Here is a 16,130-nt window from a genome sequence, read left to right as displayed (position 1 = left end):
GAGGAATCAGCGCACGGATCACCGCGTGCGAAAACAACCTCATCGACTCTATCCCATCGGCACCGCCGACCCGGCCCTCCACGGCTCCTACCTGGCGATCCCGTCGTCGTCTGTGACGAAACTCGCCGAGGTGGTCCGACCTCAGTGTGCCCGAGACGAGCAGCAGATCTCCCTGTGATGTGCTCACCGGGCGGACTGCGCCGTGCAATGACACTTGACCGATCGCCGGGCATGCTATTTCATCGAACAAGGAAGATTGCACCCTGAGACGAGACGGATCCGCGCTGGAGAGAAGGGAGCAGAGGTGACGACCACACACTTCGAGCCGGCGGCAGACGGGACCGCGGCGACACACCTGCCAGGAGGCACCCCCGAACCGCGAGGACCGCTGAGTGCGGCGCTGCTCGCGGTGCTCACCCATGAGGAGACCGAGGCGGACCGGGACTCCGCCGCCGCACTGTGGCAGCGCCTCGACGAGGCGGCCCCGGTGGCGCTGCGGGAGACTGCGGACATCGTCGCCGACGAGGACCTCCAGCTGTCACTCTTCCTCCTCCACCTCCTCCACACCGGGCCCGCCCCCTTCGTCCGCGGGGACGTCGAGTGGGATCCGCGCCTCATCGCGCTGCGCCGGAGCATCGAGGAGCCCTTCGAAGCCGCCCTGCGAGAGCGCACCGCCACCGCGGATCCGGAACCGACCAGCGGAGAGGAAGTCTCAGAGGCCCTCTTCGCGATGACCGCCGAGGTCACGCAGCCGACGCTCGCGACCTGGGCATCGCGTCATGCGACCGCAGATCAGCTGCGGGAATTCCTCATCCACAAGTCGATCTACACGCTCCGGGAGGCCGACCCGCATTCGTGGGCGATCCCCCGCCTGCGGGGCCGCGCCAAGGCAGCACTCGTCGAGATCCAAGCCGACGAGTACGGCGGCGGCGCCCCCGACCGGGTCCACGCGGAGATCTTCGCCCGCACGATGCGCGGCTACGGCCTCAGCGATGAGCCCGACCACTACCTCGACGAGGTTCCGGCGCTCACTCTCGCGGCCTTGAATGCGATGAACCTCTTCGGGCTCAGCCGGCGCCTGCGGGGAGCGACCATCGGGCATCTCGCTGCGTTCGAGATGACCTCGTCGATCCCCAACCGCCTCTACTCGCGAGCGTTCAGCCGACACGGGTACGGCGCGGACGTCACGGAGTACTTCGACGAACATGTCGAAGCCGATGCCGTGCACGAGCAGATCGCCGGCCGAGACCTCGCCGGCGGTGCCGCCGACGACGATCCGAGCCTCATCGCCGACATCCTCTTCGGAGCCCGGGCCTGCCTCCACCTCGACGAACTGACGGGGACCCACATGCTGGAGAGCTGGCAGAACGACCGCACCTCACTCCGGGCACCGACGGTGTCTGAGAAAGGGTGATCCCCATGGACGACAGCGAACCCGCAGCGACGATCACTCCGTGTCCCGACGGGCCGCTGCTCGTGCGCGGCAGCTTCGCGATCCTTGCCGGACCCGGTCGCGAGGACACCGTGACCGACCGCGGAGTCGTGGCCCTGTGCCGTTGCGGCAAGAGCGGAATCCCGCCCCTGTGCGATGGCAGCCACCGCCTCGTCGGCTTCCGGGCCCCGGCTCCCCCACCCCCGGAGTGACACATCGCCGAGGCGGCTCCGCTGCCAGCAGGAACCCTGACGGCGAAGGCGGGGCTGCGCATCCGCCGCCTCATCAGCGACCACGCAGCCCCGCCTCGGCGAGATCAGCTCACTTCACGTAGGAGGGGAACTCCGCGGGCTCACCCGGCTTGTTGCCCGAGCTCGTGTCGATGCCGTAGTCGCGGGCGAACTTGATCTCCGACCCCGTGTAGACGCCATCGGCACCCTCGTCGAGAGTGAACACGCGGGCCCCGCGCATCCGGTTCTTCTCCGCCCCGGGCAGACCGTAGGGGTTGAAGCCGGTGCCCGGCGAGTAGCCGAGCTCGATGCCGTAGTAGTTGCCGCTGTAGCTGTTGATGTGGTCGTGGCCGACGAAGAGTCCGCGCACGTCGCCGCGGCCGAGCATCGCATTGAACAGACCCGAGTTGAACGGTCCCGGGCACTCGGCTTCGTTGCGCTCACCGACGATGCTGTGCTTCTTCACGGCACGCTCGTGGTCGGCGTCGGTGCGCGAGTCGATGCTCGAAAACCACATCGCCCGATGCTCGTGGAGGGCGATGTGCTGGAACACGAGGCCCGGCACCTTGCGCTTGGCCTTCTTCTCCAGCGCCCGGGAGGTCTCCGCATACCATTCGACCTGGTCATAGCGCAGCCAGTCCCAATCGGGGTAGCCCTCGAAGTCCTGTCCGGCGATCTCCTCGGGCGCATAGCGACCGGAGTCGAGGAGCCAGATCGCGAAGGCGTCGGCATTGCCGTTCGAGGCCGCGACCGTGACAACCTGGTTCGAGGTGCCGGTGACGTCGGCACCGGTCGTGTTGAGGTTGTACTCGTACTGGTCGATGAAGGCGATCATGTCGGCTTCGTCGAAACCGGTCTTGCCGGTGCTGTCCTCGTCGTGGTTGCCGAAGGTCAGCGCCCACGGGATCTTCCGCTCCTCCATCGGCAGGACGACGTTGTTGATCGCCTGCTTGACCTCCGTCACCGAACCCGGTCCGCCGTTGATGACGTCACCGTTGATGACGACGAAGTTCGGCTTCACATCGTCGAGCACGGCGTTCTGGAGTTCAGTGGTGCGCACGTCGGTCCGGTGCGAGTCCTGCGTGTCGTTGAACTGGACGATCGTGAACGCCCCGGAGGAGGAGAATTTCAGCTCCTTGCGCACGATCCCCTCCTGCGCCGAGTTCCCCGCGCCATTGCCCTTGGACTTGCCGGGTTTCGCGGCCGCGGGCATCGCCCCGAGGCCGGCCAGTCCGGCACCGAGGGCCGTGGCTCCGGCGGCCTGGAGCATGCCGCGCCGGTTCCAGCCGCCGCGCCCGGCCGCCTCGGCGCTGTGGGGGTTCTCGTCGTTCATCGTCCACCTCTCTGAGAAGTCTTCGTCTCCGCACGGGACCGCAGGAGACCACGGGCAGACACGCTATGGACGGACAATGACGCACATCTGAACCGCGGGGTAACTCTCGCCGACGAATCCCCGACCCCATCTGTTCACTGAGGTGTTCGTCACGTTGGTCAGCCAATGCGACGTTTTATGTCCTGGGCAGCACCTCGGCGGTCGGACGTTTTGACATGCTGAACTGCCCGCCCCTGCCCCACCGTCGCAGGCGGCGGGCCAACGACGCGATCCGGCCACGGCCGGGTCCTGCGCTCATGAGCACTGAGCACCCCCATGAACCATGAAGCACTCCGGACCCTGCGCTCCACCGAGCCGGGGAGCCGGAGACGACAACGAGGAGTTGAGCCTGTGATCGAACTGCGCGGCCTGCGGAAGGTGTTCGGAGACACCGTCGCGCTCGAGGAGATCGACCTCAGCGTTCCCGCAGGCGAGATCCACGGCATCGTCGGACGCTCCGGTGCCGGAAAGTCGACCCTCATCCGCTGCCTCACCGGACTCGACCGTCCCACCTCGGGAACCGTGGCCATTGACGGCACCGACCTGACCCAGCAGACCGGCAGCGGGCTGCGCCGCGCGCGGCGGAACATCGGCATGGTCTTCCAGCACGTCAACCTCCTCGACTCGCGCACGGCGCTCGACAACGTCGCCCATCCGCTCCAGATCGCCGGAGTCGGCAAGGCCGAACGCCATGCGAAGGCCCGCGAGCTCCTCGAGTTCGTCGGCCTCGGCGACCGTGTCGACAACCATCCCGCGCAGCTCTCCGGCGGGCAGCGCCAGCGCGTCGGCATCGCCCGGGCGCTCGCCGCCGAACCCAAGGTCCTCCTCTGCGACGAGCCCACCTCGGCCCTCGACGCCTCGACGACCGAGCAGATCCTCGGCCTCATCCGCTCCCTCCGCGACCGGCTGGGCATCACCGTCCTCATCATCACCCACGAGATGTCCGTCGTCCGCGAGATCTGCGACTCCGTGACGCTGCTCGCCGACGGTCGGGTCGCGAAGACCGGGAAGCTCGCCGAGGTGATCTCCGAGCCCGGTTCGACCCTGGCCAAGGATCTCGTCCCCCTGCCCCCGGTCGGACTCGGCGACGGTGACACCGGGATCGTCGAGGTCGCACTTGCCGGCACGACTCTGCCGGCCGTGCTCCGCAGCGCGGGCACCGTCGGCCTCGACGCCGAAGCGATCCTCGCCGGCGCCGTCGAGACGGTCGAGAACCGTCAGGTCGGTCGCATCCGCTTCTCCGTGGCGAGCCCCGCGCAGGCCAGGGAGCTCGTCATCGCCTTCGCCTCCGAGGGCATCCACGCCGAGGAGGTGGCAGCAAAGTGAACGATCCGATGTGGTTCGACAACCCCGCGATCACCGACCAGATGTGGCCGGCGACGATCGAGACCCTGCTCATGACCGTGTGGTCGACGGGCCTCGCGGTCCTCTTCGGCCTGCCGCTGGGGATCTGGCTGTTCACGACGTCGAAGGGCGGGCTGAGTCCGCACCCGATCGTCTACCGGGTGCTCTCGCTCATCGTCGACATCACCCGGTCGATCCCGTTCATCATCCTCATGATCGCGCTCATCCCGTTCACCCGGTTCATGGTCGGCACCGCTCTCGGCTGGCAGGCCACGGTCGTGGCGCTCACGGTCGGGGCGATTCCGTTCTACGCCCGCCTCGTCGAGAACGCCCTGCGGGAGGTCTCCGACGGCAAGGTCGAGGCGGCGCTGATGATGGGGGCCTCGAACGGCCAGGTGATCAGGCAGGTCTTCATCCCCGAAGCACTGCCCGGTCTCATCGGTGCGGCCACGGTCACCTCGGTGACGCTCGTGTCGTACACGGCGATGGCCGGAGCCGTCGGCGGAGGCGGGCTCGGTGCCCTGGCGATCTCCTACGGGTACCAGCGCTACCAGTCGGACACGATGATCGCGTGCATCATCGTCCTCGTCGTCATCGTCGCCCTCATCCAGTTCATCGGCGACCGCATCGCCCGCCTCGTCGACCACCGCTGAGGCACCCACCCCAGCCGGGACCCGAGCGGTCCCGGCCCCACCGACCCTCACCAGCACACGACACACATCTAGGAGAGTCATGAAGACCAAGCTCATCGCCGTCGCCGCATCCGCGACCCTGCTGCTCTCGGGCTGCGGACTCATGGGCGGCGGGACCGACACCGTCGGCCAGCAGGACGGGGACGTCACGACGCTCACCGTCGGGGCGACCCCGGTGCCGCAGGGCGACATCCTCCGGTTCGTCGACGAGAACCTCGCCGCCGACGCGGGCCTCGACATCGAGGTCAAGGAGTACACCGACTACACGCTGCCGAACAAGGCGCTCGCCGACGGCGACATCGACGCGAACTACTTCCAGCACAAGCCGTACCTCGACTCCGAGATCGCGGGCCAGGGGTATGAGATCACCGGCTTCGAACCGATCAACCTCGAGCCCTTCGCCCTGTTCTCGAACACGGTCGAGGACGTCAACGATCTGCCCGACGGCGCGAAGATCGGCATCAACAACGATCCCGCGAACCAGGGTCGCGCCCTGAAGATGCTCGAAGAGGCCAAGCTCATCACCCTGAACGACGGGGTCGACGCGGTCAGCGCGAAGCTCTCCGATGTGCGTGACAACCCGAAGAACATCGAGTTCGTCGAGGCCGATGCCGCGCAGCTGGCACGGACCCTCCAGGACGTCGACGCCTCGGTCATCAATGGCAACAACGCCCTCGAGGCCGGTCTCAGCCCCGCCGAGGACGGGATCCTCCTCGAATCGGCGGAGAACAACCCCTACGGCAACTTCCTCGCCGTCCGCACGGAGAACAAGGACGACGAGAACATCACCAAGCTCAACGACCTGCTCCACTCCCCCGAGGTCAAGCAGTTCATCGAGGAGAAGTGGGCGGACGGATCGGTCCTCCCGAGCTTCTGATCGATCTCGGTCCGGTGACCCGCACCCGCCGCTGCCGGGCGGGTGCGGGAGCTTGACAGACGGCACCGCCGGATGACCTACTGGCGGGAGACGACGCGGGCAGCACACGCGCATGAGGGCACCGAGGAGGCCAGTTGTCCGCTTTCGGAATCGAGGAGGAGTACCTCCTTTTCGACCGCGCCACTCTGCTGCCCGCTGCGCCTTCGAGCGAGCAGCTGAGGGCGCTGTCGGCGATCCCGCCGTCCGGCGGGCAGATCACCACCGAGTGGCTCGCCTGCCAGGTCGAGTACGCATCCGCCGTGCTGCGGACCGCCGCGGAGGGGTTCGACGCTCTCATCGGCTTCCGCGAGTCGCTCGCGGCGACAGCCGACGGGCTGGGGCTGAGCACCGCGGCGCTCGGCACTGCACCTCAACTCGCGGATGTCCCTGCGGCGACCAGCGACGGTGAGCGCTATCGGGAGATGACGGCGCTGGCCCCGGCGATCGCCGCAGAACAGCTCATCAACGGCATGCACGTCCATGTCGGTGTTCCCGACCAGGAGACCGGCGTGCGCGCGCTCAATGGGATCCGTCGGTGGCTGCCGGTGCTCACTGCCCTGGGCGCGAACTCTCCGGTGTGGCGAGGCACCGACAGCGGTTTCGCCAGCTGGAGATCGATCCAGTACCGCCGCTGGGTGGTCAACGGCGCTCCTCCCCACTTCGCCGACGCCGCCGACTACGACTCCCACATCGCAGCGCTCCAGCGCACCGACGTGATCAGCGATGTGTCCATGGTGGGCTGGCTGGCGCGCCTGTCACCACGGCACGGCACCGTGGAGATCCGAGCCTGCGATGTGCAGCTGAGCGCCGACGACGCACTCACCCTCGCGCTCCTCATCCGCTCCCTCGTCGAAGTCGAGATCGAGGACCCGGTGACCGATCCGATCCCGACCGCCCTCATCGACCTTGCCCACTGGCAGGCTGCGCGGTTCGGCACCGCAGCGACCCTCATGGATGCCGATGTGCAGAGGTCCGTGCCAGCGTCCGCCGCCGTGTGGGCCGCGGTCGATCGGGCACAGCCGACCCTGGCGGCCCACGGCGATGACGAACGCGTGCGCACCGGTGTTCGCCGCCTGCTGCACTCCGGCACCGGTGCGCACCGGCAGCGGGCCGCCTTGGCTCGCGGAGGCGTGTCCGGGCTGCTCACCTTCGCCGGCGAGCAGATGACGTCGCGCGAGCCTCACTCCTGACCGCTGCGCCTGGTTCCCGCTGACGGGAGGTGAGTCGAGCAGGGTTCCTCAGTGCCGGGCGAGCCAGTGGGGACTGTGCATGAGTCCGAGCACGTTGCCGAAGGGGTCGGTCACCGAGGCGGTGACGAACTCCTCACCCCGCGGGGTCACCGGCGCATGGCCCGTCGCCCCGCGAGCGACGAGATCAGCGAGCGCCTCCGCGACGTCGTCGACGAACCAGTACGTCACCGAGCTGCTGCCTGCCGACGTGCCGTCGGGAGCAAAGCTCCTGCTCATGATCCCGAGCTCGTCCTCGTCGGGACCGATGCGGAACTCGACGTAGGCGGGGTCGCCGTCGGGCGGCTGCCGGAAGTACGGCGCGATGCCGAGGACCCTGGAGTACCAGGTGGCGGCCTCCTCGACATCGTCGGCGGTCAGCACCATGGTCGTCAGTCCTCTGAGAGTGCTCATGTCGGCTCCTTGTGCGGTTCGGCGGCACCCCCGCTGGCTGCCGCTGAGAGCAACTCTTCCAGGCAAAGTGCTCACCCTATGATCACTTTTATGCGCATACTTGTCCTATGCGTGCAGATCGGCTTCTCGCCCTGCTTCTCCTCCTCCAGCGGCGGGGGAAGGTCACCGCCGCCGAGGTGGCGGCCGAGCTCGAGATCTCCGTGGCCACCGCGCGACGAGACCTCGAGGCGCTCCTGGCGGCCGGTGTTCCGGTGTACGTCCAGCCCGGACGCGGCGGCGGGTGGCAGCTGCTCGGTGGCGCCCGCACCGACCTCACGGGCCTGCGCTCCCCTGAGGCGCATGCCCTGTTCTGGATGCTCGGCACCGCAGGTCTCGCTTCCCCGCAGACGCGCGTCGCCACCCGCAAGCTCCTCCGCGCCCTCCCCGAGAGCCAGCGGGCAGAGGCCGAGATCCTCGCCACGACCGTCCACTACGACCACTCGCCGTGGGGACGTGCGAGCGGCGGTGAGGATTCCGTGGACATGAGCGGACACCTCGGCGAGCTCCGCTCTGCACTGCTGTCGCGCACCCACCGGCGCATGCGCTATCGCACCAGGGACGGCCGCGGACGCACGGTCACCATCTGTCCCGTCGGACTCGTCGCCAAGGCCGGAGTCTGGTACCTCGTCGCCCACGAGGTCACCGCCGAGGTGCCCGCACACGGATCAGGGTGGGAGGCCACCGTGCGCACCTTCGCCGTCGACCGGATCGATGCCCTCACCGACGCCGAGGTCACCATCGAGCCCGACGCACTGTCACGGCCCGGTCCGACCGAGGACCTCCACCGACAGATCGACCTCACCGACTTCTGGACGGCTCACGTCGACGAGGTCGAAGCCCTGCGGTCGGCAGTGACAGCGCGAGTGCGATGTCCCCGCTGGGTGCTGCCGATCCTCACGCAGCAGTTCGGACGGCAGATCACCGTGATCTCCACGGATGAGGACACCGCCATCGCCGAGGTGGGGGCCAACCTCACGGCAGCACTGGCCGAACAGCTCGCGGGGTGGGGGTCGACGATCGAGGTCCTCGACCCACCCGCGGTGCGCGTCGAGCTCGCCCGCATCGGCACCGAACTCGTCACGCGCTACGGCGACTCCGCCCCGCCGGCGGGGCCCGGATGACACAATGCAGAGTAAGTCACCGCTGACCGCAGGAGGACTGAGGATGGGCACCAGGCTCGGCATCATCGGAGTCGGGGAGATCGCCGCGGCGATCGTCGACGGACTCTGCACACAGGCAGCAGAGGAGAGCCCCCCGGCGGACGCTCCCGCCATCGTCCTCTCCCCGCGCGGAGCGGCGCACTCGGCGCGCCTCGCCGAGACCTATCCTCACGTCGAGGTCGCCGCGTCCAACCAGGAGGTCATCGACCGCAGCGACCGCGTCCTCCTCGCCGTCCTTCCCCAACAGGTCGAGGAGGTCCTCACCGAGCTCGACGTTCCCGAGGAGACGACCCTCGTCAGCGCGGTCGCCGGCGTCTCGGTCGCCGCCCTCGAGACTCTGCTCCCCCACCGCCCGGACGTCGTGCGCGTCATCCCGCTGCCGGCGGTCCGCGAACGCCGCGGACTCACAGCCGTCCACCCGGGGAACGCGCCCGTCGAAGCGCTCTTCGATCGCCTCGGCGGCACGGTCGTCGCGGAGACCGAAGCGATGTTCAGCACGCTGTCGGCGACGACGGCGACGATGTCCGCGCACTTCGCCTACCTCTTAACGATCACCGAATGGCTCATCGCCCAGGGGTGGGCCAGGACCGACGCCGAGGCGGTCGTCCGCGGTCAGTTCGTCGGCCTCGGCACGACGCTCGCCGACACCGACACTCCCATCGCCGATCTCGTCGCCGCCCACGAGACCCCCGGCGGAATCAACGCGCAGGTGCGCAGCGAGTGGATGGACGAGGACAACCGGCAGCACCTCTCGGCCGCCCTCGACGCGGTGCTCGCCCGGGTGACGGGCGCCCCGCAGACCTGATGACCAAGCAAGACCACTGCAGCGAGGAATCTCGAACTTCGCAACAACCTCCGTGTAACCAGAAGGCGCTGCGCCGCAGGGAACCCGATGCAACTCGATCGCTGGTCACGCATGCTTAAGCTAGGATCTTATTTAACTACAGCCACTTCATCGAAATTGAATTTGTTTAAGGAGCACGAGCAACGATGACTTACCTTGCCACCGCAGTCCGAGTAATGATCGCCTCACCATCCGACACCGCAACACAACGCGATGCCATCGAAAGAATGCTGACTCGCTGGAACGGCTCCAGAGGACAATCTGCTGCAGTGAATCTAGTCCCAGTCAGGTATGAAGCCCATGCAGTGCCCGCGGCAGCCGACAGTGCCCAATCGGTCATCAACGGCCAACTCCTTGATTCTGCTGACATCGTCATCGCAATATTTGGAAATAAACTTGGATCAGCAACTGACTCTGCCATCTCAGGAACGGTCGAAGAAATACAAAGAGCGATCGAAGCGAAGATTCCAGTACATGTTTACTTTTCCTCAGCAGACGTGCCACGTGATCAATTATCCGACGCCTCAAAGATCAATGATTACAAGAATAGCTTCAAGGGATTATACGCGGAGTATGCCGACGACTCCGAACTCGCAGATGCGGTGCGAAATGCCATTGAGAGGGACGTAACCCTGTGGGCCGGAGCAGTTAATGGTCCTAAAGAAGCAGAGGCAGATCCTGTAATTCAAATCCAAAGAGAGAACGAGGTCAAATACAACTCAAAAGGAAATCCGAGAAACCACACGAGAAGATGGATCGAGATCACCAACCAGGGGGGTAGCGACGCCGAAGACTTCACTATAGAAGTCGACGCAGGAGACGGAGTATTTTTCATGGCAGAACCGGACGAGCCACGCACACTGCATCGTGACGATCTGATTCGAATCCCATATGAACTGACGCTTGGTGCCTCGAACCAAGCAGAGGCGGTCATGTCATGGACCGAAGGGAAAGAACGCAAAGTAAAGCAGCGGACACTTAATCTGATAAACTGAGAGAATACTTACACATAACCCTTGGCCAGCATCCACAGAATCACTCACGTATGGTACGTGAATGCATCTCCAATGGAACCCATACTCGAATTTCTTAGCTCGGTGCAAGAAGCATTCTGAACTATAACTCTCGCCACTGCTCGCCTCTCCCCGGTTCGTCTAATTGTTCAACTTTGACTATTGAACGCAATCGAAACTCGCAATGCATCGAAAGGATTCAATTGTCGTTTTAGCCCCAACCCGAACGGTCGCCTGAGGCCACCCCGTGCGATCGCGGTCGCCCCGGTGATCCCTATAATCGCAATCATGCCTCAGCCGTCTGCCATCACCGTCGCGATCACCCGCACCGTCCAGCCCGCACACCACCGCCGTTTCAACGCATGGGTGCAGGCCGGTCAGGAGCTCGCCCGCGAACGTCCCGGCTATCTCGGATCCGGGTGGGTGCGGACCGCGCCGGACTCGAACGAATGGCACGTCCTCTATCGGTTCGCCGATGCGAAGTCGCTGCGCGCCTGGGACGAGTCCGATGACCGCAAGTGGTGGATCGACAGCGGTGCCGAACTCATCGAGGATACGAAGGTCGAACACCGCACGGGCATCGAAGGCTGGTTCGAACCCCAGGGTGAGACGGCGCTGACCATTCCCGAAACGGTCGTCCCACCGCGCTGGAAGCAGGCGGTGAGCATCTTCCTGCCGTTCTTCCCCCTCAGCCTGCTCTCGACCTATCTGCTGCTGCCCCACCTGTCGGCGTGGCCTCCGGTGCTCTCCGTGCTGCTCAACATCTGCCTCCTCACCCCGCTGATGACGTACATCTTCCTGCCGGTGAGCACGCGCCTGCTGCGCCCGTGGCTCCAGAAGCCGCGAAAGCCCAAGCGCCAGAGGTAGACAGCCGCCGTCCCGGTCTGCCGGCGGCCGCCGACTGCCGACCTGACACGGCGATGAGACCGGGCACCAGCGAGTGCGCCGACTCCACGGCGAATGTGCGCCATCGTGAGGGCGGAATCGGCTCGGATTCCACCCTCAAGGTGGCGCAGATTCCCGGACGCGCCGTGTGTCTCGGAAGACACCGCGCCTCAGAACAGGCCGGTGATGTTCCCGTCCTCGGTGACGTCGATCTTCAGCGCCGACGGCTCCTTCGGCAGTCCGGGCATCGTCATGATGTCGCCGGCGATGACGACGACGAACCCGGCGCCGGCGGACAGGCGCACGTCTCTGACCTCGATGATGTGGCCCTGCGGGGCACCGCGCAGGCTCGGGTCCGTGCTCAGCGAGTACTGGGTCTTCGCCACGCAGATCGGGGCATCGCCGTAGCCTTCGTCGGTGAACTGTGCCAGCTTCCGCTTGACCTTCGCGGGTATCTCGACGTCGGCGGCGCCGTAGATGCGCTGGGCGATCGTGCGGATCTTGTCCTCGAGCGGCTGGTCGAGCTCGTAGCTGTACTGCGCGCGGGCCGCCGCGTCTCCGTCCCCGGCGTTCTCGACGGCGGCGACGACCGCCTCGGCCAACGGCACGGCACCCTTGCCGCCGTCGGCCCAGTGCGTCGATTCCACTGCCGCGATGCCGAGCGAGTCGAGGTGGTCGATCGCGGCGGCCATCTCCTCGTCGGTGTCCGAGGGGAACCGGTTGAAGCACACGACCGGGGTGAGGCCGAAGATGTCGCGGAGGTTCGAGCAGTGGAGTTCGAGGTTGCTCATCCCCGCCAGAACCGCCTCGGTGTTCGGGGTCTCGACGTCGCCCACGTCGATGCCGCCGTGGTACTTCAGCGCCCGGAGGGTGGCGACGACGACGACGGCGGAGGGCCAGATGCCGGCGGCCCGGCATTTGATGTCGAGGAACTTCTCGGCGCCGAGGTCGGCGCCGAACCCGGCCTCGGTGACGACCCAGTCGCCGAGCGTCATCGCCGCCTTCGTCGCGAGCAGGCTGTTGCACCCGTGGGCGATGTTCGCGAACGGTCCGCCGTGGATGAACGCGGGCGAGTGCTCGAGGCTCTGGACGAGGTTCGGGGAGAGCGCATTGCGCAGCAGTGCGGTCATCGCCCCCGCGGCACCGAGGTCGGCGACGGTGACCGGCTGACGGTCGCGGGTGTGGGCGACGACGATGCGCCCCAGCCGTTCCTTGAGGTCTGCCACCGAGGTGGCCAGGCAGAACACCGCCATGACCTCTGAGGCGACGACGATGTCGAAGTGGTCCTCCCGCGGCACTCCCCCATTGAGGCCGCCGAGGCCGATCGTGACGTTGCGCAGAGCCCGATCGTTGAGGTCGACGACCCGCCGGATGTGGATGCGGCGCGGATCGATGTCGAGGTCGTTGCCGTGGTGGATGTGGTTGTCGAGCATCGTCGCAGCGAGGTTGTTCGCCGCCGCGATCGCCGCGAAGTCACCGGTGAAGTGGAGGTTGATGTCCTCCATCGGCACGACCTGCGCGTACCCACCGCCGGCGGCCCCGCCCTTCATGCCGAACACCGGGCCCATGCTCGGCTCCCGCAGCGCCAGCACAGCCTTCCCGATCTCCGGGTTCGTCTTCGCGAGCTCGTTGAGCCCGTCGGTGAGCCCGATGCTCGTCGTCGTCTTGCCCTCCCCGGCCGGGGTCGGGCTCATCGCGGTGACGAGGATGAGCGCGCCGTCGGTCGCCGACTCAGCGGCTGCGTCGAGGACGTCGATGGGCACTTTCGCCTTCGTCCATCCGAACGGAATGATGTCCTTGGGGTCGAGCCCGAGGTCAGCGGCGACATCGACGATGGGATCGAGCTCGGCGGCGAGTGCAATGTCAAGATCAATGCTCATAGGGCCATCTTGCCTGCCATGGCGCGTTTTGTGACCAGTGACACCCGATGAATTTCGACCGAGCCCTCACCGCGCCGAGGTGGTGCCCCGGCGCGTCGGTGTCGCCGCGTACTCGGCGCAGTCGGGGCACCGGGCCATGAGGTCGTGACGACAGTCGGCGACGTGGACGAGGAAGCGCTCGGCCGCCTCGAGGGCGACCGTCTGGCGACGGATGGCAGCGATCCGCTCAGCGATCACCGCCGCCCTCCCCGCCGCGCTCCGGTGGAGGACCTGCCGGATCTCCGCGAGACTCATCCCCACCCCTTGGCAGGCGATGACGATCCGGCACCGACCAAGGTGTTCATCGTCGTAGCTGCGATGTCCGGCGGGAGTGCGGTCGGGCACGACGACGCCGCACTCCTCCCAATGCCGCAGCACATGCGCGGCGATGCCGAGATCCGCTGCGGCCTCTCCGATCCTCATCGCCCCATCATCGCACCTTGACTTCAGGTCGACCTGAAGTTCTACCGTCGACGCATGTGCATCCCACCCACAGAGGTCCCGGCACCCGACTGCGTCGCCGTCCCGATTCCCTGCGGTCCCGACGCCTCGTCGACAGCACGGATCGGGACGTACGTGCTCGATGCGACCGGCGGCGACAGCCTCGGCGGTGTCGTCATCTGCCACGGCACGCCCTGGTCGTCGAGGATGTGGCTGCCGCTGGCCCGCCGGCTGAGCAGCCGGTGGCGCGTGCACCTGTGGGACATGCCCGGGTACGGCGGTTCGCTCGAGGCGAATGCCGCCTCGCCGGTCGATCTCGTCGCTCAGCGCACGCGGTTCGCGCGTCTGCTGCGCCACTGGGGCCTTGCCGCGCCCCATGTCATCGCCCATGACATCGGCGGCGCCACAGCTCTCGGCGCACACCTGTTCGAGGGCAGCGTCTTCGGCTCGCTGCATCTCAGCGACATCGTCACCCTGCCGCCGTGGGGGTCTCCGTTCTTCCGTCTCGTCGCGGAGAACGAAGGTGTCTTCGCCGCGCTCCCGCCGGCGCTGCATCGGGCCCTCGTCACCGAGTACATCGCCGGGGCGGGTGGCCCCGAGCTGTCACGGGAGTGGATCACCGAGCTTGCGCGGCCGTGGACGACCCCGGCCGGTCAGGCGGCGTACTACCGGCAGATCGCGGCACTGCGACCGGAGCACACGGACCCGATCGCCGCTCGTCTCGCGAAGGTGCGGTGCCCCGTGCGGATCGCGTGGGGTGAGTCCGATCCGTGGATCCCCGTCGCCCACGCCGACGCACTCGCCGCGGCACTGCCCGGACGTCCCGAGGTCACACGGTTCCCGGGCGTCGGGCATCTCGCTGTCCTCGAGGCGCCGGAGGATTTCGCCGCCGATGTGGTCACGTGGCTCTCGGCCCAGGTGTGATCACCGTCGGGACAGGTGCGCGTGGTGGGCGGCACGGAACTCCTCGGGCACGCCCCCGCCGATCCGGTCGCGGACCCCGCCGCCGGTCGCCAGCGCTGCGGCGAACTCGCCGAGCAGCGGAGCGAACTTCGCCCCGTGTCCCGAGCACGCGGAGACGATGGTGACCCCGCCGACGGAATCGATGAGGAAGTCCTCGCTCGGCGTGTTCGTGAACAGACAGGTCGTCTCCGCAAAGAGTTCCGGCACGAGTCCCGGCAGATGCGCCCGTGCGTAGGCGATCATCCGCTGCCGCATCGCCTCGGTGATCTGGCCGTCCTGGTCGAGGGCGGAGCCGATGACGCGCCCGCCGTTGAACTGTGCGAGCTTCTGCCCGGCGAATCCGGCGTCGCGTCCGCCGGGCAGCCCGTAGGTGAAGATCTCCGCACAATTGTGGATGAACGTCGGCCAGTCCCGTGCCGGGCGCCCACCGCCGATGGTGTCGCGGTAGGGCAGGTGGAACGCCTGCTCCTGGCGAACTTCGAACGTCGGCAGGGAGGAGAGGAATCCGGTCGGCAGGCCGAGATCCCCCAGCAGCGCCGGCAGCCAGCCGCCTGCCGCGACGATGACGGATGCAGCGTCAACCATGTCCCCGGCCGCCGAGGTGACCCGCAGGCTCCCCGTCGACCGCCGGTCCACCGCGGCCACGGTCCAGTCCTCGAAGACTCGGGCACGGCCGGTGGCGAGGGCGAGGTCGAGCAGCGTCCGCACCGACCGCTCGGCGTCGATGACCCCAGCGTCGGGATGCCAGAGCACCTCCGTGTCGAAGGCGAACTGCGGCCACCGGGCATGGGCGGCCTCGGCGCTGAGCACTTCGTGGTCGATCCCGAGAGCGTCGAAGACGCCGGTCAGCTGCCCCGTGTGTCTGGCCTCCCCGAAATCGAGGGCACCGGTGGGTGTGATGAGTTCGGTGTCGGCAGCCTCTTCGACAGCTGTCCACAGGTCGCGGGCGCGGACGACGAGCTCGGCGTAGAGGCGTTCGGGGTAGGCATAGCGGAAGATCCGGGCTGAGCCGTGCGAGCTTCCGCGCGCGTTGGCCGGGCGGTGCTGTTCGAGGACGGTGACGTTCTCTCCGCGTGCGGTCAGCGCCCACGCGGCGGCGGCCCCGGCGAGCCCGGCGCCGATGACGATGTGCTCGGTCATTGGTGCTCCTCCCCTGGGACGGCATCGTCCTGTGTCCGAGCCTATGCCAACGCGGGCAGACGCCGCGAGGCACTGTCGGAATGTGGCCTTGCGACAGTGC

General features: G+C 67.2%; 17 protein-coding genes. 12 read left to right on the top strand and 5 right to left on the bottom strand.

Annotated elements, in window-relative coordinates; genetic code table 11:
* The first annotated feature begins 25 nt into the window (after window positions 1-25).
* From FJ887_RS03425 to FJ887_RS03415, 3 genes are all read left to right on the top strand, one after another.
* On the top strand, window positions 26-178 hold the full coding sequence (locus FJ887_RS03425; RefSeq protein ID WP_171006948.1) for a hypothetical protein: 153 nt from the start codon (window positions 26-28) through the stop codon (window positions 176-178).
* A 126-nt stretch (window positions 179-304) separates the two neighbouring features.
* The gene (locus FJ887_RS03420; protein WP_249356434.1) at window positions 305-1,414 is read left to right on the top strand and encodes an iron-containing redox enzyme family protein; all 1,110 of its coding nucleotides are present in this window, start codon (window positions 305-307) and stop codon (window positions 1,412-1,414) included.
* A gap of 5 nt (window positions 1,415-1,419) precedes the next feature.
* Complete coding sequence (locus FJ887_RS03415) at window positions 1,420-1,644, top strand: CDGSH iron-sulfur domain-containing protein (protein WP_171006949.1); 225 nt, start codon at window positions 1,420-1,422, stop codon at window positions 1,642-1,644.
* Window positions 1,645-1,753: 109 nt separating this feature from the next.
* Here the strand turns inward: FJ887_RS03415 and FJ887_RS03410 are convergent, their stop codons facing one another.
* Window positions 1,754-2,995, bottom strand: a complete 1,242-nt coding sequence (locus tag FJ887_RS03410; protein WP_249356437.1) for a metallophosphoesterase family protein — start codon at window positions 2,993-2,995, stop codon at window positions 1,754-1,756.
* A 390-nt stretch (window positions 2,996-3,385) separates the two neighbouring features.
* On the opposite strand from FJ887_RS03410, the gene FJ887_RS03405 reads away from it, so the two are divergent.
* From FJ887_RS03405 to FJ887_RS03390, 4 genes are all read left to right on the top strand, one after another.
* Entirely contained in the window at window positions 3,386-4,360 is a 975-nt protein-coding gene (locus FJ887_RS03405) for a methionine ABC transporter ATP-binding protein (protein ID WP_137824297.1), read from the top strand.
* The gene (locus FJ887_RS03400; RefSeq protein WP_137824298.1) at window positions 4,357-5,031 is read left to right on the top strand and encodes a methionine ABC transporter permease; all 675 of its coding nucleotides are present in this window, start codon (window positions 4,357-4,359) and stop codon (window positions 5,029-5,031) included. The genes FJ887_RS03405 and FJ887_RS03400 overlap by 4 nt, the downstream gene beginning before the upstream one ends.
* Before the next feature lie 79 nt (window positions 5,032-5,110).
* Window positions 5,111-5,947 (top strand): MetQ/NlpA family ABC transporter substrate-binding protein, encoded by an 837-nt coding sequence (locus FJ887_RS03395; protein WP_137824299.1) that lies wholly within the window; start codon window positions 5,111-5,113, stop codon window positions 5,945-5,947.
* 134 nt (window positions 5,948-6,081) lie between these two features.
* On the top strand, window positions 6,082-7,176 hold the full coding sequence (locus tag FJ887_RS03390; RefSeq protein WP_137824300.1) for a carboxylate-amine ligase: 1,095 nt from the start codon (window positions 6,082-6,084) through the stop codon (window positions 7,174-7,176).
* A 48-nt stretch (window positions 7,177-7,224) separates the two neighbouring features.
* Here the strand turns inward: FJ887_RS03390 and FJ887_RS03385 are convergent, their stop codons facing one another.
* Window positions 7,225-7,626 carry a VOC family protein gene (locus FJ887_RS03385; RefSeq protein WP_137824301.1) on the bottom strand — a complete coding sequence of 134 codons (402 nt, stop codon included), beginning with the start codon at window positions 7,624-7,626 and terminating at the stop codon, window positions 7,225-7,227.
* Between the two features lie 107 nt (window positions 7,627-7,733).
* Here FJ887_RS03385 and FJ887_RS03380 point away from each other — a divergent pair, with 107 nt between their 5' ends.
* The 4 genes from FJ887_RS03380 to FJ887_RS03365 all read left to right on the top strand — a co-directional run bounded on the left by FJ887_RS03380 (window position 7,734) and on the right by FJ887_RS03365 (window position 11,549).
* A complete protein-coding gene (locus FJ887_RS03380) occupies window positions 7,734-8,786 on the top strand; it encodes a helix-turn-helix transcriptional regulator (RefSeq protein WP_137824302.1) in 1,053 nt (350 codons plus the stop codon).
* 43 nt (window positions 8,787-8,829) lie between these two features.
* Entirely contained in the window at window positions 8,830-9,630 is an 801-nt protein-coding gene (locus tag FJ887_RS03375; protein WP_137824303.1) for an NAD(P)-binding domain-containing protein, read from the top strand.
* A gap of 185 nt (window positions 9,631-9,815) precedes the next feature.
* A complete protein-coding gene (locus tag FJ887_RS03370) occupies window positions 9,816-10,664 on the top strand; it encodes a DUF4062 domain-containing protein (protein ID WP_137824304.1) in 849 nt (282 codons plus the stop codon).
* Window positions 10,665-10,970: 306 nt separating this feature from the next.
* Complete coding sequence (locus FJ887_RS03365; RefSeq protein WP_137824305.1) at window positions 10,971-11,549, top strand: antibiotic biosynthesis monooxygenase; 579 nt, start codon at window positions 10,971-10,973, stop codon at window positions 11,547-11,549.
* 188 nt (window positions 11,550-11,737) lie between these two features.
* Here the strand turns inward: FJ887_RS03365 and FJ887_RS03360 are convergent, their stop codons facing one another.
* Complete coding sequence (locus FJ887_RS03360; protein ID WP_137824306.1) at window positions 11,738-13,447, bottom strand: formate--tetrahydrofolate ligase; 1,710 nt, start codon at window positions 13,445-13,447, stop codon at window positions 11,738-11,740.
* A gap of 66 nt (window positions 13,448-13,513) precedes the next feature.
* Window positions 13,514-13,909, bottom strand: a complete 396-nt coding sequence (locus FJ887_RS03355) for a MerR family transcriptional regulator (RefSeq protein WP_137824307.1) — start codon at window positions 13,907-13,909, stop codon at window positions 13,514-13,516.
* 54 nt (window positions 13,910-13,963) lie between these two features.
* Between FJ887_RS03355 and FJ887_RS03350 the strand changes: the two genes are divergently transcribed.
* Window positions 13,964-14,851, top strand: coding sequence for an alpha/beta fold hydrolase (locus FJ887_RS03350; protein ID WP_137824308.1), 888 nt, complete (start codon window positions 13,964-13,966; stop codon window positions 14,849-14,851).
* Here the strand turns inward: FJ887_RS03350 and FJ887_RS03345 are convergent, their stop codons facing one another.
* Window positions 14,852-16,030, bottom strand: a complete 1,179-nt coding sequence (locus tag FJ887_RS03345) for an FAD-dependent oxidoreductase (RefSeq protein WP_140954805.1) — start codon at window positions 16,028-16,030, stop codon at window positions 14,852-14,854.
* Window positions 16,031-16,130 lie beyond the last annotated feature (100 nt).

The organism is Brevibacterium sp. XM4083, from assembly GCF_006489205.2.
Taxonomy (GTDB): Bacteria; Actinomycetota; Actinomycetes; order Actinomycetales; family Brevibacteriaceae; genus Brevibacterium.
The sequence above is the reverse complement of the archived record's forward strand: the minus strand, read 5'-3'. Positions and strand labels throughout refer to the sequence as shown.